Source organism: Mycobacteroides franklinii, assembly GCF_001853795.1.
Taxonomy (GTDB): Bacteria; Actinomycetota; Actinomycetes; order Mycobacteriales; family Mycobacteriaceae; genus Mycobacterium; species Mycobacterium franklinii.
The window spans coordinates 1,261,595-1,281,243 of the sequence record NZ_MLIK01000019.1 but is presented as its reverse complement, the minus strand read 5'-3'; the positions used below and the strand labels follow the sequence as shown (position 1 = coordinate 1,281,243).

The 19,649-nt window shown below is 63.6% G+C and carries 13 protein-coding genes, 1 tRNA gene and 2 pseudogenes; 9 read left to right on the top strand and 7 right to left on the bottom strand.

Annotated features, from left to right (window positions below; genetic code table 11):
• Positions 1-43: 43 nt before the first annotated feature.
• The gene (locus BKG76_RS13855; RefSeq protein WP_165611536.1) at positions 44-751 is read right to left on the bottom strand and encodes a L,D-transpeptidase family protein; all 708 of its coding nucleotides are present in this window, start codon (positions 749-751) and stop codon (positions 44-46) included.
• A gap of 32 nt (positions 752-783) precedes the next feature.
• Here BKG76_RS13855 and BKG76_RS13850 point away from each other — a divergent pair, with 32 nt between their 5' ends.
• Positions 784-1,683, top strand: a complete 900-nt coding sequence (locus BKG76_RS13850) for an alpha/beta fold hydrolase (protein ID WP_070939222.1) — start codon at positions 784-786, stop codon at positions 1,681-1,683.
• Here the strand turns inward: BKG76_RS13850 and BKG76_RS13845 are convergent.
• Positions 1,673-2,086, bottom strand: a complete 414-nt coding sequence (locus BKG76_RS13845) for an MmpS family transport accessory protein (protein WP_070938137.1) — start codon at positions 2,084-2,086, stop codon at positions 1,673-1,675. The genes BKG76_RS13850 and BKG76_RS13845 overlap by 11 nt on opposite strands.
• Positions 2,087-2,164: 78 nt before the next feature.
• Here BKG76_RS13845 and BKG76_RS13840 point away from each other — a divergent pair.
• The 6 genes and pseudogenes from BKG76_RS13840 to BKG76_RS13815 all read left to right on the top strand — a co-directional run.
• Positions 2,165-3,592, top strand: a pseudogene (locus BKG76_RS13840) (DoxX family protein).
• 60 nt (positions 3,593-3,652) lie between these two features.
• Positions 3,653-4,951 carry a glycoside hydrolase family 27 protein gene (locus BKG76_RS13835; RefSeq protein WP_070938136.1) on the top strand — a complete coding sequence of 433 codons (1,299 nt, stop codon included), beginning with the start codon at positions 3,653-3,655 and terminating at the stop codon, positions 4,949-4,951.
• Between the two features lie 62 nt (positions 4,952-5,013).
• Complete coding sequence (locus tag BKG76_RS13830) at positions 5,014-6,057, top strand: amidohydrolase family protein (protein ID WP_070938135.1); 1,044 nt, start codon at positions 5,014-5,016, stop codon at positions 6,055-6,057.
• Positions 6,058-6,073: 16 nt separating this feature from the next.
• Positions 6,074-7,006 (top strand): formylglycine-generating enzyme family protein, encoded by a 933-nt coding sequence (locus BKG76_RS13825; protein ID WP_070938134.1) that lies wholly within the window; start codon positions 6,074-6,076, stop codon positions 7,004-7,006.
• Between the two features lie 186 nt (positions 7,007-7,192).
• A complete protein-coding gene (locus BKG76_RS13820) occupies positions 7,193-7,996 on the top strand; it encodes a transglutaminase-like domain-containing protein (RefSeq protein WP_070938133.1) in 804 nt (267 codons plus the stop codon).
• Between the two features lie 397 nt (positions 7,997-8,393).
• A pseudogene (locus tag BKG76_RS13815) lies at positions 8,394-10,706 on the top strand (arylsulfatase); the annotation flags it as partial.
• On the opposite strand, the gene BKG76_RS13810 reads toward BKG76_RS13815, so the two are convergent.
• From BKG76_RS13810 to BKG76_RS13790, 5 genes are all read right to left on the bottom strand, one after another.
• Entirely contained in the window at positions 10,703-10,975 is a 273-nt protein-coding gene (locus tag BKG76_RS13810) for a DUF2218 domain-containing protein (RefSeq protein WP_070938131.1), read from the bottom strand. The pseudogene BKG76_RS13815 and the gene BKG76_RS13810 sit on opposite strands and share 4 nt — an antisense overlap.
• A gap of 32 nt (positions 10,976-11,007) precedes the next feature.
• A complete protein-coding gene (locus BKG76_RS13805; protein WP_070938130.1) occupies positions 11,008-13,611 on the bottom strand; it encodes a LuxR C-terminal-related transcriptional regulator in 2,604 nt (867 codons plus the stop codon).
• 58 nt (positions 13,612-13,669) lie between these two features.
• Positions 13,670-15,139 carry a S1C family serine protease gene (locus tag BKG76_RS13800; RefSeq protein WP_109420733.1) on the bottom strand — a complete coding sequence of 490 codons (1,470 nt, stop codon included), beginning with the start codon at positions 15,137-15,139 and terminating at the stop codon, positions 13,670-13,672.
• A 118-nt stretch (positions 15,140-15,257) separates the two neighbouring features.
• A complete protein-coding gene (locus BKG76_RS13795; protein WP_070938129.1) occupies positions 15,258-18,125 on the bottom strand; it encodes an MMPL/RND family transporter in 2,868 nt (955 codons plus the stop codon).
• Positions 18,122-18,553 (bottom strand): MmpS family transport accessory protein, encoded by a 432-nt coding sequence (locus BKG76_RS13790; protein ID WP_070938128.1) that lies wholly within the window; start codon positions 18,551-18,553, stop codon positions 18,122-18,124. Before BKG76_RS13790 ends, BKG76_RS13795 begins: the two co-directional genes overlap by 4 nt.
• A 166-nt stretch (positions 18,554-18,719) precedes the next feature.
• On the opposite strand from BKG76_RS13790, the gene BKG76_RS13785 reads away from it, so the two are divergent.
• The gene (locus BKG76_RS13785) at positions 18,720-19,388 is read left to right on the top strand and encodes a TetR family transcriptional regulator (protein WP_070938127.1); all 669 of its coding nucleotides are present in this window, start codon (positions 18,720-18,722) and stop codon (positions 19,386-19,388) included.
• Positions 19,389-19,506: 118 nt separating this feature from the next.
• Positions 19,507-19,577 (top strand) — tRNA-Gly (locus BKG76_RS13780).
• Positions 19,578-19,649 lie beyond the last annotated feature (72 nt).

The following is a 19,649-nucleotide window of genomic DNA, read 5'->3' as shown; positions in this document are numbered from 1 at the left end:
GCCTCCATGGTGACGGGTGAACCTGGAAATCGCTTGTTAGTAACTAACCCTTAATAGCAATCACGGCGCCCGGACGCAGCCAGCCGATCAGTTTGACCAGCGTGCCGTCGTCGAGGGATACGCAGCCCGCGGTGGGGGTGCCGTCGGTGGTGTGCACGAAGAAGGCAGAGCCGCCACCGGGGACTCTGTCCTTGTTCACACCCATGGCGATGGCGTGCTTGTACTGCGGGATCTGCAGGTTCTCGCTTTCCGCGGTATTGAAGGGGCACTGGGCCTTGGCGCACTGCTGATGGGTGTTGTAGGTGGGGCTACTGCTATCGCCGTCCCACCAGTCGTTGGGTCCGATCTGCAGATAGCGCAATCCGCTCGGCGGGGGCGGCGCCGTGCCGAACGCGAAATCCAGGGAGTACACCCCGTTGGGGGTCGCCGCCGCCCCTTCTCGGGCCTTATCGATGAATCCCGCGGATCCGACGTGTGCGGGGATTCCGGTGGATGCGGCCTGCCACTCGTTGCCGCTGCGCTGGAATACGTCGATCTTGGCGTTGGAGCCGCCCGCACCGTTGACCGCCAGCACCTGGGTCGCGTTTCCGACGGACTGGGCGAACCAGGGCACGAAGGGGTCTGCGGCGGCAGGTGTGCAGACGAGCACAGTGGCCAGGGCGAGTACGGCCGCACACGGCAGCGTCAGAAGACGGAACACGGTTCCATGGTGGCCGATGTTGTTCTCGAATCCTTCAAGGTTGGGACACAGTTATGCCACGGACCGATCGGTATATTTCGGCCATGGACGCTGAGCTCGAAGATTGGAAAGCCGCCGGGCATTACTTCGACTATCTGGGATTCGATATTTTCTATCGGATCGAGGGCAGCGGGCCTCCCTTGCTGCTCGTTCACGGGTATCCCTTCAATTCGTGGGATTGGGCCCTCATCTGGCCCACGCTGGTGGAGCGGTTCACCGTCATCGCGCCGGACATGATCGGTATGGGGTTTTCCGACAAGCCCGTCCAGTACGGGTACTCGGTGCTCGATCACGCCGATATGCATGAGGCGCTGCTGTCGTATCTGGGCATCGAGCGGTTTCACCTACTCACCCATGATCTGGGGAATTCCGTGGGCCAGGAGATGTTGGCGCGCTTCGAATTCGAGCAACAGTCACGCGGCCGGGTGCCCATCGATTCGGTGACCTGGCTCAACGGTGGACTGTTCATCGAGGCCTACCGCCCCCGCATCGCGCAGACGTTGATGTCGCGAACTCCGTTGGGCGACTTGGTAAGCCGGTTCCAGGGCACGCCGGTTACGCGCCGGATCATGGACGCCGCCGTGAGCGAGATGTTCGGCCCCGATACCAAGCCCTCGGCGCGGCTGCTGTCGCTTTTCCAGCAGGTGCTGGAGTACAACGACGGCGCCCGCGTCACGCATCAGGTGGGTCGTTTCATCAACGACCGCTACGACAACCGGAGCCGGTGGGTGCGGGCCATGCGCGAAACCGCCGTGCCGATGCGCATGATCGACGGGCCGATTGACCCGAACTCCGGATTGCACATGGCCGAGCGCTATCTCGAGGTCATTCACGACCCCGATGTGGTGCTACTCGACGACAACATCGGTCACTGGCCACAGATCGAGGCGCCCGAGGAGGTGCTCACGCACTTCCTCGAGCACATCGACAGGGTTACGACTTAGGCGGTGCCGTGTCCAGGTACGTCGAGAAGGTCGCGTAGTTGCAGTCGGCCTCGCCGGTGCCCGTGACGCTCTGACACACGACCTTGTCGTTCAGGTAGATGCGCACCGTCACCGCGGAGTCGGGGTCGGCGGTAGAAGTCCAGTTGGCCTTGACCTCAGCGTGGTTGGGGGTCTTGGCACCGCGGGACAGATCGCCGACGGTCGCGTCGACCTTCCACGGCAGGGTGACGCCGTCGGCGGGCTGCATCTCGGTGCCATCCCAGTACTGCACGTTCGCCGTGGAGACGGTGGTCGAGACAACCTCGTAGGTCACCGTCTTGTCATCTGCGTGCGCCGCCGCCGGGAAGCTGAGCGCGCAGGCGGAGGCCATAGCAGACGCGATGAATAGTTGGCGGACGGTCATGAAAACACCTCGGTATGTCAGGGCGGCTTATAGATCGTTAGGCAGGCTACAGGGATTCTCTGGGCGTCTGCTGAGGCCGTGGCCGACACCACTTCTGCCCAAATACTTGAGCAAACCCCGATCCGCCCGGACTATGGGGTGATGAGCAGCGTGGGGGGCGCCGACCTGGAAGACCCGGTCGGCGATGACAGCACAAGGCCGGGTTGGGACACCGCGACACGTGTGGCTTTTCGGTATGGGACCTGCTATTTCGGCACGTTTGGGCTCGTCGTGGTGGTCGGTCTTATCCCCGTCATCCTGAAAGGCGTCGGCATCGACGGGCCATGGTCGGTTATCCGGGGAGTGTTCGACGCGGTCCGCACTCCCATCGCATGGATTGGCGAACATCTGCTGGGCCTGAGCGTCCAGAGCACCCAGGTGGGCAGTGACAGTGCATTCCAGTGGACGGCGCTGTTGTGCATCGCCGTCCTGGCCGCCGTCGGGACAGCCATCTGGACGGTGCTGGACCGGGGCCGCCGAAGCTACGACCGTCTCCAGGCCTGGGTGTGGTTGATTCTGCGGCTGGTGCTCGCCGCGGCCATGTTCTATTTCGGGATGGCGAAGGTGATCCCGACGCAGATGCCCTTCGTGCTGAACCGGCTGGTCGAGCCGTTCGGGAATTTCAGTCCCGCAGGCGTGCTGTGGGCGCAGGTAGGGGTGTCGCCAGCGTATCAGATCCTGCTCGGTGTGGCCGAGGTCTTCGGTGGTCTGCTCCTGCTGCTGCCGCGCACCGCGGCGGCCGGAGCGCTGGTGTGTGTCGTGGACCTGACGCAGGTCTTCCTGCTCAACATGACCTACGACATCCGTCTCAAGACGGTCTCTTCCCAGTTGTTGCTGCTAAGCCTGTTCCTATTGGCGCCCTATGCACGACGGTTGTTGACAGCGTTCTTCACCGATCGTGCGGTGCCCACGGCCACCACGACGCAGCTGTTCACGCGCCCACGAGCCAACCGGATCGCGCTCGTCGCGCAGGTGGGTGTGGGTGTGGCGTTGCTCGTCGCGTTCAGCGCGCAGGGCTGGCAGCAGTTCACCAGGCCGACCCCCAATCTGTACGGCATTTGGCAGGTGGAGACCTTCTCCGCCGAGGGCTATTCGCGAGACCCGTTGTTGACCGACAAAATCCGTTGGCGCAGAGTCATATTCGATAGGCCGTTCCACGTCTCCGCACCGGTGATGGTGACGGTGCAGCGCATGGACGATTCGTTCGAGGTGTACGGGGGCACCATCGATCCACGGAAACACTTCATCGATCTGAGCCATCGGATCGAGCTGGGCACGTACAAAGAGACCCCGATACGGATCAGGCTCACGTATTGGTAGCCCGGGCAACCGGATCAGATGATCGTCGACGGCGACGACTATGCGGGACACCAGATCCACCTGCGCGTCACCAGGATGAACCCCGCTTCCTTCCCGCTGGTGGAGCGCGGCTTCAACTGGGTACAGGAGGACCCCTACAACCGGTGATCTGCTGTGAATCAGCTGGGGATCGTGCACCAACGGCCGACTGCTCATAGCGTATGAACCGTGAGTCGTGGCCGCCGTGCGCTGATCCTGATCGTGCTTGCGGCGATTGGCATCGCGGCGACCGTAGTGTCCGTGCACACGTTCCGCCGGCACGGGGAATCCGGTCCTGCCATCGCCGGGTTGGCCTCGACGCCCCCGCTGGGCTGGAATTCGTGGAATGCGTTCGGCTGCAATATCGATGAGCGGCGCATCGAGCAGACCGCGGACGCCATGGTGTCGTCTGGGATGCGCGATGCGGGGTATCGGTATGTGGTGATCGACGATTGCTGGTTCGACCCGCAGCGTGATGCGTCGGGCGAGCTTCGCGCGAACCCCGCCCGTTTCCCGAGTGGCATGAAGGCGGTGGCCGACTTCGTGCACGCTCGCGGTTTGTTGTTCGGCATCTATGCCAGCCCCGGGGAGGCCACCTGCGCGCAGAACGGCGGCTCGTATCCCGGCCACACCGGCAGTCGCGGACATGAGGCGCAGGACGCGCAGACCTTCGCACGCTGGGGTGTGGACTACCTCAAATACGACTGGTGCGGACCACCGGCGGACGTCGATGAGCTGGTCGACAGTTTCACCACCATGCGAGATGCGTTGCGCGCCACCGGACGGCCCATCGTCTACAGCATCAACCCGAATAGCGGCACGGTGGTTCCGCCCGGCCAGTACGACAGATTCAACGGTGTCGCCAGCATGATCCGGGTAAGTCAGGATCTGGTGCCGGCGTGGGACGCGATCGACGCCTACGACACCAGCCTCGGCGTTGTCGACGCGTTGACCAATGCCGCACGGCCAGATTTCCGTTGCACCGCGCGGCCGGGTTTCTTCTGCGATTACGACATGCTCGTTGCCGGAGCGCCGCAGCTGACCGGCGTCAATCTGCCCCCGCTGAATGAGGCCGAGTCGCGATCGCAACTTGCCCTATGGGCGGAGTGGGGGTCCCCGATGATCGCGGGCAACGACCTGGCCCACATGCCCGAGGCGATTCGCGCGCTTCTGATCAATCGGGATCTGCTTGCGATTGACCAGGATTCGCTGCGTGCGCCCGCAACGCCCCTGGCGGGCAGTGACGGAACCATTTGGACCCGGCCATTGGCCGACGGATCGACGGCGATCGTGATCGTCAACCGGGACAATGTCGCACAGCCTTTCCGTGCGGCGTTCAGCGCGCTCGGGCTGCCCAAGACACGGCAGTTCGACGTCCTCGACGTGTTCTCCGGGCAACGGTCCGTACAGAAGCTGACGTACCGGATCGGCCTCGCGGCGCATGACGCCGCGCTGCTGCGGGTGCGGGCGATCGACAATCAGCATTAGTTCCACATCCAACTTTCACCAAACCACAGACGTCCGGCGCGCAGAGTCAACAAGATGGCACTGTGAGCGAGTCAGTGTCGGTAATCGATGCCCATATCCACCAGTGGAATCCATTCACCACACCACGTAAGGCATCCGGCCCGGCCAAGGCCGCGCAACGAGCACCGTTCCTGCGTCCGGTGCTCCCGCGCGTTCTGCCCCGCGCGACCCGCGAGTTCATCGGCGATCCGCAGTATCTGCTGAGCCCGTATCTGCCCGTCGACTACCTCGCCGACGGGGGCCCGGGACACGTGACGACGATCGTTCACGTCGAGGCCGGCTGGCACGGCAAGGGGCCAATGGGCCCGGTCGGGGAGACACAATGGCTCAGTTCCCTGCCGTTCGGCCAGGACGGGGCCCCCGCCCTCGGCGCCATCGTGGCCTACGCCGATCCCTCCACGGCGGAGATCGCGGACTTGCTCGACGCTCACCTGCGCGCGAGTCCGCTCGTGCGGGGCATCAGGTGCATGGGTGCGCATAGCGATGACCCCGGCGTGATGAACTGGGCCCCGCAAGCGCATTGGCTCACCCAGCCTGCGTTTCTGCGTGGTTTCTCCGCCGTCGCCGAACGCGATCTCAGCTTCGAGATCTGGGTCTATGCGCACCAGCTTCCGGACGCATTGACGTTGGCCCGCGAGTATCCCGGCACCACCTTCGTTCTCGACCATTACGCGACGCCCGTCGGGGTGCTCGGCCCGCGCGGAAAGCACACGGGTAGAACCGAATCCGAACGCCGCGAGATCCTGCAGCAGTGGTACGACGATATTTCGGCGTTGGCGGAGCTTCCCAACGTCGTCGCGAAACACTCCGGTCTCGGCATGCCGATCTTGGGGGCCGGGCCCATGCCACGGGAGCAACTACGCGACAGCGTCGCACCACTGATCACGCACCTGGATCAGGCATTCGGCCCGGATCGCACCTTCTGGTCGTCGAACTTCCCCATCGACAAGCCCAACGTGTCGCTGGCGGACAGCATTTGGATTCTTCGCGAGGCACTCGGCACCCGCTTCGACGAGCGGCGCATCCTGCGGGAGAACGCACGCCGCGTGTATCGGGTGGCCGACTGACCAGTCGACGGGCGCGGTGGAATACTCGCCGCGTAACCGGACACTACGAAAGACGGAGACAGCGGCAGTGGCGTGGACCGAACTGGTGGAGTTGCCAGGTGGGTCATTTCCCATGGGCTGCAATATTTTCTATCCCGAGGAGATGCCGGAGCGTGTCCTTTCGGTGGGGGCCTTCGCTATCGAGCGGCACCCGGTCACCAATGCGCAGTTCGCGGAATTTGTCGCACAGACCGGCTATGTGACCGTTGCCGAACGAGCCCCCGACCCGGCCCTGTACCCCGGAGCCGCGCCGGAGGATCTGGTGCCCGGCGCCATGACGTTCCGAGCGACGACCGGGCCTGTGAACCTCCACGACTGGCAGCAGTGGTGGGACTGGGTTCCGGGCGCGTACTGGCGGCGGCCGTTCGGGCCGGAAAGCTCTATCGACGGCGCCGCCGACCATCCGGTGGTGCAGGTCGCGTACACCGACGCGGCGGCCTACGCCCGGTGGGCGGGCAGACGGCTGCCCACCGAGGCCGAATGGGAGTACGCCGCCCGCGGCGGCACCGACACCGTCTACACCTGGGGCGACGAGGTGGCGCCCGACGGACAACTGATGGCCAACACCTGGCAAGGCAGATTTCCCTACCGCAACGATGGCGCCCTCGGGTGGCACGGCACGTCCCCGGTCGGCACCTTTCCGCCCAACGGGTTTGGTCTTCAGGACATGATCGGCAATGTGTGGGAATGGACATCCACACGATTCGGATCGAGCGCAGAAGCTCCGAAGTCGTGCTGCAGCCCTTCGGATAATCCCGATCCGTCGGTGATCCACACGCTCAAGGGCGGCTCGCATCTGTGCGCACCCGAATACTGCCACCGTTATCGGCCTGCCGCGCGTTCACCGCAGTCACAAGACAGCGCGACCACTCATATCGGATTTCGGTGTGTGGTGGATCGGCCACAGTAGCCCGCGTACGCGCCACCGGTGCCAATCGCCGCTTTAGCCTGTACGGTCGCCCTAAGCACCGCATTCGCAGCTCGACACGACACGCGAGCCGGCGGCTCACGATGTTAGATGTGGCATCAGCGACTGCTGCCGCAACGACTTCATCGATTACACACCCCGTCGTATTGACTTGTGGAAGGCAACTGTATGAAACGCGAGGTTCAGGCCCAGCTCGACGTGGACATCATCGCAGCGTCGACGTTGGAGTTTCAGATCGCTGTGGCGCCAGTCTCGGGTGCCCAGGTGACGGAAAGCCTGTCATGGGTATTGAACGGGGAGCCACTCGAGGCACTGGAGGTCGCCGGCGAACACGGCAACCGTATCCACCGGCTTGAGGTCGGCGAGGGCAATCTCAAGGTCTCTTACGCGGCAACGATTCTCGGGCAAGCCGATGAGGTGCCTGTTGAGGCCGCCGACATGTCCACCTATCTTCGGCCGAGTCGCTATGCGGAGGCCGACAAGTTCTATGGTTTCGCGGCAACCGAGTTCGGTGAGCACACCGAACCTCAGGTGCTGCTGGAGAACGTCTCATCCTGGGTCGGTACACGTTTGCGGTACTCACCGGGTTCCAGTGACCCCATCGATGGCGCCGTCGATACCTTGCTGGCCGGCGCGGGCGTCTGCCGTGACTACGCGCACCTGGTAGTGGCACTACTCCGGGCCGTCAAGGTGCCGGCCCGGCTTGTCGCGGTCTACGCGCCGGGGTGCGATCCCATGGATTTCCACGCAGTTGCCGAGGCGATCGTCGACGGCCACTGGCGAGTGGTGGATGCCACCTGCCTGGCACCACGACAAACCTTGGTTCGTATTACGACCGGGCGCGATGCCGCGGACACCGCATTCCTCGACAACCACGGTGGCCAGATTGTGCTGAACGGATCATTTGTCAGCGCCGTGGTCGAGGGCGAATTACCCGAGGACCCCGTCGATCAACTTGTCTCCATACGGTAGCCATAAGTTCATCTGCCCGCGTTCCCGAAGAATCACCCGAAAAGGGTGATGCCGATTTCGGGTCCACTGCTTACTGTGATTTCGAAGCGCCGATTCCCTGATCGGAGCGCGCGATGGGATCTTGAAGTGGAGACTGAGTGCAGGCACCGGTCCTGATCCGGTCCCGTTGCCTCAATTCTCGACTCGAGAGGACGCCCTCATGGAAGCGAGCACTGGCGACGACGCCACGGAGCCCGATCAGCACCCCAAGCGCGGAAAGTTGTCGAGGCGTTCAATTCTTGGCGGTATCGCCGCGGCCGGAGTGGGCGCCGCCGCTGCAACCGGAGTCATCAAGGGGCTAGAGGGTACCGATCACGCACCGGCAGGACACCAGCCCGGAACGGGGCCCACCAACGAAGAATTCCACGGGAAGATCAGCCTCGACGTCCGCGACTCGGTACCCGACTGGACGCCATATGAGCTCAAGAAAGCCCCGGAAGGCGCGCCCAACATTTTGGTGGTGTTGTACGACGACACCGGCCTGGCGGCCTGGTCTCCATTCGGCGGGCGCATCAACATGCCAGTCATGCAGCGGCTGTCCGACAACGGACTGCGCTACTCACAGTGGCACACCACCGCGCTGTGCTCGCCCACCCGATCGTGTCTGCTGACGGGGCGCAATCATCATGTGAATCGTTCCGCGTCGATCACCGAGGGGTCCAACGGATTCCCCGGTGCCGCGGGTCGCCTGCCCGCAGAATGCGCCACCATCGGACAGGTGCTGCAGGACAACGGGTACAGCACATTCTGGGTCGGCAAGAACCACAATGTTCCCGAGGAAGACATCGCGGGAGGCGGGAGCCGATCGGAATGGCCGCTGTCCAAGGGCTTTGACCGGTTCTACGGATTCTTGGGCGGCGAGACCAACAACTGGTATCCCGATCTGGTCGAGGACAACCGCTTCATCGACCCGCCGGCCACCCCCGAGCAGGGTTATCACCTCTCAAAAGACCTTGCTGATCAAGCACTTCGGATGTTGCGAGACCAGCGGGCCACCAACCCGTCCAAGCCCTGGTACCTCTGGTTCTGCCCCGGCGCCAACCACGCCCCGCATCACAGCCCGGCCGAATACACCGCTAAGTACCAGGGCAAGTTCGACGACGGCTACGAGGCCTACCGAGAATGGGTGCTGGCCCGCATGATCGAAAAGGGTGTGCTCCCAGCCGATACCAAGCTCACACCCCTCAATCCGCTGCCTAAGGATGTGGCGAACGAGGCGGACACGGTGCGCCCGTGGAACACCCTGAACCCCGACGAGAAGCGGCTCTTCTCCCGGATGGCCGAGGTGTTCGCCGGATTCTCCGAATACACCGACGCCCAGGTCGGGCGGATCGTGGATTACCTGGAACAGACCGGCCAGCTGGACAACACCATCATCTTCTACTGCGCCGATAACGGCGCCTCGGGCGAGGGCTCACCGAACGGATCGGTCAACGAGAACAAGTTCTTCAACGGCTATCCCGATGAGCTCTCGGAGAACATGCAGTACTTCGACAAGCTCGGCAGCCCGGATACCTACAACCACTACCCCACCGGATGGGCGGCCGCCTTCTCCACTCCGTTCCAGATGTTCAAGCGTTACTCGCAGTACTCCGGCGGAACCTGCGATCCACTGGTAATCCACTGGCCCAAGGGAATCAAGGCCAAGGGACAGGTGCGCCATCAGTATCACCACGTCACCGATATCGTGCCCACCATCCTCGAGATCACAGGGCTGCAGATGCCCGACACCTATCGCGGTGTCGAGCAGTACCCACTGAATGGGGTGTCCATGCGCTATAGCTTTGAAGACGGGCAGGCGGCCACCACCAAGAAGCGGCAGTATTACGCGATGCTGGGAACCCGCGGAATCTGGGAAGACGGATGGAAGGCCGCCGCCCTGCACGCACCCATCAGCGGCAAAGGGCACTTCGACCAGGACAAGTGGGAGCTGTACCACGTCGACGAGGATCGTTCCGAATCAACGAATCTGGCTGATCAGCACCCCGACAGGTTAAAAAAGCTCATCGACACCTGGTTCGAAGAGGCGGACAAGAACTTCGTGCTACCGCTCGATGACCGGTCGGCCACCGAATTGCTTACCATCGAACGTCCTTCGACCGAGCCGAAGCGCAACCGGTACATCTACTACCCGGATACCGCGCCGGTGCCCGAAGGCGTTGCGGTCAGCATCCGTGGCCGCTCCTACAAAATCGTCGCCGATGTCGAAACCACCCGGGATTCACAGGGTGTGATCTTCGCGCACGGTTCACGCTTCGGCGGACACGCACTGTTCATCAGAGACGGCAAGCTCCATTACGTCTACAACTTCCTGGGGATCAAGCCGGAGCAGGTGTTCATCTCGCCGCCACTGAGTCCAGGTAAACGGACCCTGGGCATGGAGTTTGTCCGCAAGGACAAGGGCAGCCACGGCGAATCACTCGGCACTACCACGCTTTTCGTTGACGGTAAGCCAGTAGCCAATGGCCCGATGCGCGCTCAGATCGGCAAGTTCACCCTCGCCGGAGACGGCCTGTGCGTGGGCTACGACAGCGGCGACAACGTGTCGCAGCTGTATTCGCACCCCGGGACCTTCACCGGCGGCACCATCAAGGGCGTGGCCGTCGACGTCAGCGAGGAAACCTTCATCGATCTGGAAGAGGAGGCCCAGGCCGCCTGGGCGCGTGACTAGTCGCCTATCCAGGTCAGGGCGAGCTCGTCACGCGTACCGAACCGCTCCAGGTGCCGTTTTACCACGTCGCCGAATTCCGCGGAGCTGGCCTCGACCTGAAGCTCCCCCGGCTGAGGGCGCAGCACGGTCACGGCATCAGGGCTCATCTCGATCTGTACGGCACCGCCTTCCAGCTCGGTCACCGTGCTCTTGGCTGCCCAGTGCTGAGCGAGTTGCTTCGCGTATCGCTCGGGCCGGTCGGTGACGATCACGCCGTACACAGTGGTCATGTCACAAGTCTTCCAGGTTCTCCGCGAGAGTGTCAGTGCGGAGCGATACCGATGGCCTCACGGCGGTTCGTTACCCTCAGCTTCCGGTAGATCGCCCGCTGATGGGTCTTGAGGGTGTTGACGGAGACCGAGAGCTTCGCCGCGATCTCCGCAGCGGTCATCGGTGTTCGTAAGTACGCCAAGACCTCTCGCTCCCGCTCTGTGAGCTCTTCGACCGCTTTCGCCTGATTCGCCTCGCATGCCACGAGGCAGCCCGCCAGGAAGTCGGGATACGCCGTGCTTGAGCTGTGGGCGCCGAGCATCTCACGACATACTGGGTCGGCGTTGTCCACGAAGGGGTAGCGGACGGATTCAGGGGCTGCGAACCCGAGCGATTCCTCCAACTGCCGATGGGCTCGTGCGTAGTCCTGCTGCTCCCATGCGAGCAGCGCACCGATCAGCGTCGCGTACGCACGCACATAGGGCGGCACCGACTCACCGTTTGCGTTGTCGGCCAACGCTTGCGCAAGTTCGGCATCGCCAAGCCTCCGGCAGATGCCCGCGACCATCACCGATGCCATGGGCAGGGGTGTCACGCTGACCAGCCTTGCCGCCAACACCGACGCCTCCCCGGTGTGGCCGCGCACCTCGGCAATCCGGGCAAGCGCGGCTGTGCGAAAACTTCCCATCGGGACGGCCCGATTGTCGCCCTCACCAATGCGCGTGGCCACTGCCTCCATGCGCGGCAGGGATACATCACACCCCTGGTTGTGCAGGGTCGCGGCGGCGAACACCAGCATCATGCGCCCGACATCCGGGTACCCGTCCCCCGCCGCGGCATCCACCACCGCGAAATCATCGAGCGCCGCGGCCAGCTCACCGCGCCACAGCCGGATGAACCCCTTGGTAAAACTGGCTATTCCGCCGCCCCCATGGGAGAGCCATGGTGTTTCGGCCAGGTTCAGTGAGCGCCCGGCGCTATCGAATTGGCCGGCATGCGCATAGGCAAAAGCCAGACTCTCGGCGGCTCTGTCGGCCACCGTCGCCAGCCCCAGCGCGCGGCATTCCTGTGCCGCCGTCTCCAACAGACGCATCGAACGGCCGACATCGCGCCGCAGCCGGGTTTCCGCCCATCCCACCAGAAACAGCGCACACGCATACACCCTGGCGGGCATCAGCTTCCGGTCGGTGAGGGCTTCGGATACCGCGTCGACGGCTGCCGCCATGGTGCCGTGGTCATCCGAGATCAGGATGCGGCTGAGATCACGGATGAGACGCACACGACGGGACTCGGCGGTGCCATGCACCAGGGCCAGCGCCCGTTCGAAATGCAATTGTGCACCAAGGCGATCACCCGCAACCTCTCGGCAGCAGGAACGCACCATCGCTACTTCGGCGGTGTCGCCGAACTCCTTGGTCACGCGCACACACGCAGCCTCAAGCGCCGCCGATCGAGCTTCCAGCAGCAGTTCGAGCCAGTGTTCGGCAAGAGTTTCCACGGCCAGCTGCCCGTCCGCCGCGCGGACGGCGTGCTCGACGGCATCCACCACGTATCGGTCCCGTAGTTCGCGTGCGGCCAGCTCATTCAAAGCTCTCCACCGCGAAGGGTCCGACTGCCTCAGCGTTTGGTTGCATCCCCGCGCAAACATTGAATGCCATTGATAGACAGCCTCTTCACCGATTCCGAACTGTTCGATGAACAATCCGGATGCCACGCATTCGGCAAGAAGCACTGCGGCGTCCGCACGCCCGGAGAGGGCGGCGGCCAGATGTTGGTCCACCCGCGCACACACCGTCACGGCGAGTATGAACTCGGCCAATTCCGGGCGCAGCCGGCTGACGACTGTGGCGCGAATGTACGCGGCGAGGTCGAGATCATCGAGCGCGCTGGGTGTTTGGCCGCCCAGCAGGGCCAGTCTGACGGCTGCGGGCCAGCCACCCGTAGATTTCACGATCTGCTTGGCAGACCCGGCCGGGAGGTCCTGGTGCACATGGCTGGCAGCAGCAGCCACGTCGGCGGCGGTGAATGCCAACTCACTGGCCGTGATCACGCCCACGTGACCATGGACCCGTAACCGTGTGAGCAGCGACTCCGGCGCCGCCGTGGTGATCAGAATCAACCGTAGCCAGGGCGGACCGTGCTCGATGAACTCTACGAATTCCACGCACTGAGATACACCCACGGCCTTCTGGAAGTCGTCGAGCACAATGACCACCGGAGCTGACATCTCGATCGCGGACAGGGCGGTGAAAACCATACCCGGAGAAGGCAGTTCGGAGGCGACGGCCAGCGCTCGCAGCACCCGGGTATCGGCGCTGTCACCGATTGCATGCCGCAATGCCGTCATGACGCCGCGGACCAACTCTGCGAAATCGCCTGCCTGCTCTGTCACCGTGAGCCACCCCACCGAGCCGGCCTGCTGCCGCCGGGCAGCAGCCCATTGCCCGACGGCGACCGTCTTGCCGAAGCCCGACGGCGCGAGCACCACAACCGCACGCGATTGCTGGGCATGCAGATCGAGGATGCGGTGGACGTCCAGGCGCGCGATCATCTCCGGGCTCGAAGATGGCGGCGTGGCCAGGAACCACGGCGCGGGGCTCCACGCCGTGGAACCGGCGGGCTTCCCGTCTGCAATCAGATCGCCGCGGTCCGCCATCCCGTCATTGTCTCCGGAACCGCCGCGGCACGTTTAGCCGGGCAGGTGCCCAGCGACGTTACGTTGCCGACTGGCCGAGGGTCACCTGGACGGTCCGCGAGGTGCCCGACGGGTCCTCATAGGTGAGCGCCATGGTGTCCCCGGGAGCCTTGGCGTGCACCGCGGCCACCAGCGCGTCCGGGCCGTCGATGACCTGGTTGTCCACCTTGGTGATGACGGCGCCCTTGGGCAGCCCCGCTGTCGCTGCCGCGCTGCCACTGACGACTCCTGCGACCACCGCACCGGGCGCGTCCTTGCTGGAGGCGAGTTGAACGCCCAGCGAGGCATGCCGCACGGTTCCGGTCGAAACCAGTTCGTCCGCAATGCGCTTGGCCTGATCCACCGGGATCGCGAAGCCCAGGCCGATCGATCCGGCCTGTCCGCCGCCGCCCTGGGAGTCCTGGCCGCCGGATAGCGAGGCGATCGCCGAGTTCACGCCGATGAGGTTGCCGCTCATATCCACCAGCGCGCCTCCGGAGTTGCCGGGGTTGATGGCCGCGTCGGTTTGGATGGCGCTCATCACCGAATGCTGGCCACTCTGCTCATCGCCGGTGGCAACCGGTCGATTCAGCGCGCTGACGATACCGGTGGTCACGGTGCCCTGCAGGCCCAGCGGCGAGCCGATCGCGACGACGTTCTGTCCGACTTTCAGGTCTTTCGACGAGCCGATGCTGATCGGGGTGAGGTCCGAGACGCCCTGGGCGCGAACCACCGCGATGTCATCGTCGGGGTCGGCACCGACAACGGTGAATGGCACCGTGCGGCCGTCGGCCAGGGTCACGGTTGCCTTGACTCCGTCACCGCCCCGGGCAGAAGGCCTGACGCCGCGACCGTCGGAGTCATCCGAGTCCCGGCCGTCGCGCCCGTCCCGGTAGCCGCCGGGCTGCTGTTCTCCGGGCAGGACGCCGAACGGCAGGTTGCCAAACTGACCGCCATACGGGCCGTCGGGTGCGGTTACGGGAGGCGAGGGTTGGACGCTGCGTGCGGCGGAGGCCACCACGTGGTTGTTGGTCAGGATCAAACCGTCGGCACTCAGGACGATGCCGGACCCCGACTCCTGCTGGCGGCCACTTTGGATCTGCAGTTGCACCACGCTGGGCAGCACCTTGGCCGAGACCTCTTCCACCGAGCCGGCCGGCGCGACGGCGGCTGGTTTTCCCAGAGTTGAACCCGTTGCCGGGGAGGGCTTTCCGATAGGAGCGACGCTCGACGCCTGCCCGGTGGCCGGGTGCGCGGACTGGTTCACCACGGCGAACGCGGTGGTGGCGCTGGCGACAACAGCCACCGCAACGCCACCGAAAGCCAGCCCGGCGACACGTAGGCGTTTCCGGGGCACAGGATTCGGCGCCAATGCGGCGCGGTCCGGGAACGTTTCGCCGTAGGCGTAGCGCGTCCGGGTGGCCGCGGACGGACCATGCACCAGCCGGTAGCCGTGCGGTGTCGTCGGGAAATCTTCTGTGTACGGCGGATGCCCGGACCGATCGTTCATTGCTGTTCCTTCTTCCTCAACATGCATCAGGGCACACGCCGCAGTTGATGCGCACTGTTACAGTGCCTGGGCCCGCTGAGGCGACGCTGAGAATTTCCTCTCTGCAGCCCAAGACTTTTCAGGAGGCAGTGGGAGCGGGTGCCGTCACCGGTTCCGACTCGTGCGTCTCACGGCCACGCCGGACGATCTCGAAGACATTGATCGGCCACCAGAACCAGCGTCCCAACGCCACAGCGATCGCGGGCGTCATGAACGCCCGGACGATCAATGTGTCGACAATCAATCCGATACCAATGGTCGTTCCCATCTGACCGACAACGCGCAGATCGCTGACGATCATCGACATCATGGTGAATGCGAACACCAGGCCGGCGGCGGTAACGACGCGTCCGGTGGCGCCCATGCCGCGGATCATGCCCGTGTGCAGCCCCGCGTGCATCTCCTCCTTGAGCCGGGAGACCACCAGCAGGTTGTAGTCCGAACCCACCGCCAGCAGGATCACCATCGACAATGGAATCACGATCCACTGCACGCCCAACCCAAGGATGTCCTGCCACAACAGCACTGACAGACCACAGGCCGTGCCCAGGGACGCCGCGACGGTGCCGACGATCACCAGGGCGGCCACCACACTGCGGGTGATCAGCACCATGATCGCGAAGATCAGAATCATCGACGCGATGATCGCGACCATCAAATCGATGGAAACACCGTCCTGCATATCGGCAAACATCGATGCGGTGCCCCCGATCGAGACTTTCGCATTGGACAGCGGAGTACCCTTCACCGCATCGGCGACAACACCTTTGAGGTCACGGACGTGTTCGATGCCTTCGACCGACGCCGGGTCGCTCTCGTGGGTGATGATGAATCGGACGGCCTTGCCATCCGGCGAGACGAACATCTTGAGCCCGCGTTTGAAGTCGGGGTTGGTGAACACGTCGGGCGGCATATAGAAGAAATCGTCGTTCTTGGCCTGATCGAAATACAGACCGATTTCCGTGGCACCCTTGGCCATTTCCTGTTGCTGGGCTTGGATACCGGCCTGGGTGCTGTGCATGGCGATCATGAAGTCGCGCATTCTGTTCATCGAATCGATGGTCGTCCGCAGCACCGGAAGCATCTGCGGCATCAGCTGATCCATCTTGTCCATATCCGCGATGAGGCCGTTCATTTGGTCGGCGAGCACGTCAACGCTGTCCAAAACATCGAAGATCGATCGCAGCGACTGGCAGATCGGGATATCAAAGCAATGCTTCTCCCAGTAGAAGTAATTGCGCAGCGGCCGGAAGAAATCGTCGAAATTGGCCAAGTTGTCACGCATCTCCTGGATGGTCGCGTTCATCTCGTGGGTCCGGCCCACCATGCCGTGCATGGTGCCCGTGAGCTCCTGCATGAGGATGTACATCCGCTCCATGGTGGCGACGGTCTTGCTCAGCTCGTCGGCCTGCTCGAGCATCTGCGCCGAGTTGTCATTGTTGAACTTTGAGGTCTGCAGCGTGCCCGCATTCTGCGCGCCGAGCATGAACGGGATGGAGCTGTGCTCGATCGGCGCCCCGAGCGGACGGGTGAGGGTCTGCACCCGTTCGATACCGCGCATACGCACGATGCCCTTGGCCACCTTGTCGATGACGAGCATGTCGGCCGGGGTGCGCAGGTCGTGATCGGCCTCCAGCATCAATAGTTCCGGGTTCATCCGGGCCTGGGAGAAGTGCCGGCCGGCGACCTCCATGGCAAGGTTGGCCGGCATGTCGGCCGGCGTGAATTTCTGGTCGTTATATTGCGGCACATAGGTCATCAGGCCGACGAAACCGATGATCGCGATCAGGCTGGTCATCACGATAATCGGAATGGGCCAACGCACCACCGACGTACCGACCCTGCGCCAGCCTCGTGCGGAGAGCTTGCCCTTGGGTTCTAGTAGCCCAAACTTCGAGGCCACCGTCAGCACCGCGGGCGCCAACGTCAGCGCGGCGGCCACGATCACCAGCATCGAGATCGCACACGGCAGCGCCATGCTCTGGAAGTAGGGCAGCGTGGTCATGGTCAGACACAGGCACGCGCCGACGATGGTCAGACCGGAACCCAGAATGACGTGCGAGACACCGTGATACGCCACGTAATACGCGTCTTCCCGGCTCAGTCCCTTCGATCTCTCCTCGTGATAGCGACCGAATAGGAAGATCACGTAGTCCGTGCCGGCCGCCAGCGCCAGCGCCGTCACCATGCTCACCGCGTAGGGGGTCAGTCCGATGAGGTTCAGGTATCCCGCTGCCGCCGTAACACCCTGGGCGGCAAGTAGTTCCAGACCAATAATGGCCATGGAGATGAGCATGGTGACGAGGGAGCGGTAGATGAACAGCAGCATCAGGATGATCACGCCGACCGAGAGCATTTCCATGATCGCCATGCTCTGCTGACCAGCCGCCTGGGTGTCGGCGTTGAGTGCGGTATTGCCGGCAACATACGCCGTGATGCCCGGCGGCGCAGGCACGGAATTGACTATCTGGCGCACCGCGGCCACCGATTCATAGCTGGCGCTGGTGCCCTGCGACCCGTTGAGGAAGATCTGCACATAGGCGGCCTTGCCGTCCACACTTTGCGAGCCCGCTGCGGTCAGCGGATCGCCCCAGAAGTCCTGGACGTTCTGCACGTGTTCCTGATCGGCTTTGAGCTTCTCGACGATCTGGTCGTAGTACTTGTGCGCGGCATCGCCCAGCTTGTCGTCGCCTTCCAAAACCACCATCGCCGACGAGTCCGAGTCGTATTGTTGAAACACCTTGCCGATGTTCAGCATCCCTTGGTAGGACTCGGAATTCTGCGGGCTCATCGGCACCGAGCGGGACTCCGCGACGTCATTGAGTGACGGAATCAAGGTGCCCAGAATGACCACGAGCGCCACCCAGAACAGGATGATCGGTACCGATAGGAGCCGGATCGTGTGGCCGAGGAGCGGCCGGTGCGGGCTCACATGCGAATTGCTCATACGGATTTCACCAAGCAGTAGATGAACGGTTTGACTTTGTCTGTGCTGGTTCGGTCATCGCGCGTCTGGCCATCGACCGTGACGCGGCAGCCGAGATCGGTGACGTCGCGATCGCCCTGGGCGACGATGTTGGCCGACACCGACGGCACCGTCGTCACAATCGTGAACGACCAAGGAAGCGCAGTATTTTCGATGAGATGGGGTTGACCGTTCTCGTCGAGGTAGTTGAGATTCGCGGTGCCACCCGACCCCACGATCTCGTAGGTGATGCGCTTGGGGTTGACGTTCGCGGTGACGCCCGATCCCTCGCCGAGTTTCGGCGGACGAGGCGTAGCGGAACTACGGATCTGTGCAATCGCGTAGCCACCGACCCCGACCACAATTGTCAGGAGTAGCGGAATCCAGAACCGCTTCAACAGTCGATACACACGTGCATCCCTCCTGCCTATCCCCGCCCGGGGTGCAGGCACCTGCCGATGAGATGACCAGTCGCAAAATATTGCGTACCGCCGGTCTATTACGCCACAGACCGTACCACGGTAATAGACCGTCGGTACGCTATGACGCCGCTGGGCGTCGGATTAGCATCGGGCCATGACCTTCCGCCGGGCGCGCAGCGAGGAGCAGCGCGAGATCCGCCGGCAAGCCATTCTGGAAACCGCGTCGTCGATGCTCAGCGATATGCCGGTCAGCCAGGTCAGCCTCAATGAATTGAGCCGCCGCACCGGATTGGCGAAGTCGGCAATGGTGCTGTACTTCGAGTCACGCGAGGCCGTGCTCCTGAAGCTGCTGGGTACCTTGCTGCACAGCTGGGTGTCCGAAATTGCGGCGGAACTCTCCCACGAAACGCCCACCGGCTCGGCCCAGGAACGTGTCGATCGCTTGGCCGCCGTGCTCAGCCGCTCTCTGCAGCAGCATGCCGTGCTGTGTGACTTGATGGCCGCACAGCCAGGCGTACTGGAACACAATGTCTCGGCCGAGACGCTGCTGTGTTTCTGGCGCTCGACGTACGCCAGCGTCGCTCGGTTCTCCGAGGCCATCCGAAGCTTTATCCCCGAGCTTGACGAAGACGCCCACAGCGTGTCCGTCACCATACTGATGACCACCGGCGCGCTGTGGATGTACGCGCAACCGTCAGACGGCGCCGTCGCCGCCGCCGAGGCCGAACCCGAACTGACAGTGGTCCACATGCGCTTCAACACCGACTTGGAGACCACGCTGGCCCGGCTCATCACCGGCGCCCTGGTCAAGCGCGGTTCCTGATCGCCCACGCGCGCCGCGGGCCCCAAACCGGCGATGGCGCGGACCCCGAGCTGCTCTCACATGTAAGCTCACACGCCGAGAGGTCCTACTAGCTCCGCTAGGCGGACCGGCCTCCGCCGCCGATGTAGTTCAATGGCAGAACATCAGCTTCCCAAGCTGAATACGCGGGTTCGATTCCCGTCATCGGCTCCGAAGATCCCAGTCAGGGCAGTGTAGAAGTTAACCGGACACCCCGGAACTTCCATATTTCCCCGTACATTC